Genomic DNA, 715 nt, shown 5'->3' with positions numbered 1-715 from the left:
CGAATGATTGCGACTGACTTTGATGGCGATACCACTTCTGCGACCATCCCAGTGACTATCGTCGACGATAAACCAGTCATCACGAATGTGGATGCAATCCAAGTTGATGAAGATGACTTGACGGGGATTGGCTCAGACCAAAATGATGCACTTTCTATCAACGGCCAATTTGCAACAACGCAAGGTTCTGATGGTGTCGTTAGTTATCAATTGGATTCTTCTGCCGACCCGGTTGCAGGGCTGATGTCTCAAGGCGTCGCGGTAACGATGACTGAAACGGCCAACCCAGACGGCAGTTTTACTTATCAAGCCACCGCAGGTGGTAACGTCGTCTTTACCTTGATTGTTAACGTAGATGGTTCTTATAACTTTACGCTAGAAGGCCCAATCGACCATGCCAATGGTAGTGACGATTTAACGCTGAACTTCCCGATTATTGCGACCGATTTTGATGGTGACACCAGCTCCGCGGTGATCCCAGTGACCATCGTCGATGACCAACCGACCATCACAAACGTCGATGCCATTATGGTTGATGAAGACGATTTATCGGGCGTTGGTTCTGCTCAAGATGGTGTCGTTTCTATTGACGGTAAATTCACCACAACAGAAGGCTCTGATCGAGTGGTGAGCTATCAACTTGATTCCTCGACGGATCCTGTTACTGGCCTTACCTCACATGGCGAAGCGATTGTACTCGTAGAAACGGCAGATC

1 pseudogene is annotated in these 715 nt (G+C 48.4%); it reads left to right on the top strand.

From position 1 onward, the window contains the following. A pseudogene (locus R8O11_RS27635) lies at positions 1 to 715 on the top strand (hypothetical protein); the annotation flags it as partial.

The sequence above is a fragment of the Vibrio sp. 1288 genome (genome assembly GCF_033344475.1).
Note: the sequence above shows the minus strand (reverse complement) of the source record. Positions and strands in the feature narration are given on the sequence as shown.